At 64.2% G+C, this 433-nt stretch carries 1 pseudogene; it reads right to left on the reverse strand.

Going from position 1 to position 433, the window contains the following annotated elements:
- Window positions 1-86: 86 nt before the first annotated feature.
- Window positions 87-433: pseudogene (locus AADR41_RS42580) on the reverse strand (hypothetical protein); the annotation flags it as partial.

Here is a 433-nt window from a genome sequence, read left to right on the forward strand (position 1 = left end):
CCCATGGGTTAAGGCGGCCCGTCAGGTCGGAACCGGTCTAGGCGACTGAGGTTCTGCCCCTAATCCCCCTCAAGGGCATCCGTCACTCAGGTGTGTACCACACACCCGACTCCGGGGTTAGCGTCGATAGTCGCGGCTTGCCCCGTCACACCCTCGACGACCCCACACTGCAGGGAACACACCACCTGGGGGTGATCGCGGGCCAGGTCGAGGAAGGGACAGTGGCGCAGCACGATGCCGCCCTCTTCTGCGGCCGGGGAGAAGCCCATGTCATCGAGCACTGCGATGAGGTCGCCGCGGCGATGCCGACCCCAACGCTGACCAATGCGTATGGCCATAGCTGTCGGGTTGTCGCTGAGGGCAACCTCATCGACGAGCATCTGAGCTAGCAACCGATAGGCTCGCGGCCCTTCGTCGCTGACGAGGGTAAAGA

This window comes from Streptomyces sp. CLV115 (genome assembly GCF_038448545.1).
Taxonomy (GTDB): Bacteria; Actinomycetota; Actinomycetes; order Streptomycetales; family Streptomycetaceae; genus Streptomyces; species Streptomyces sanglieri.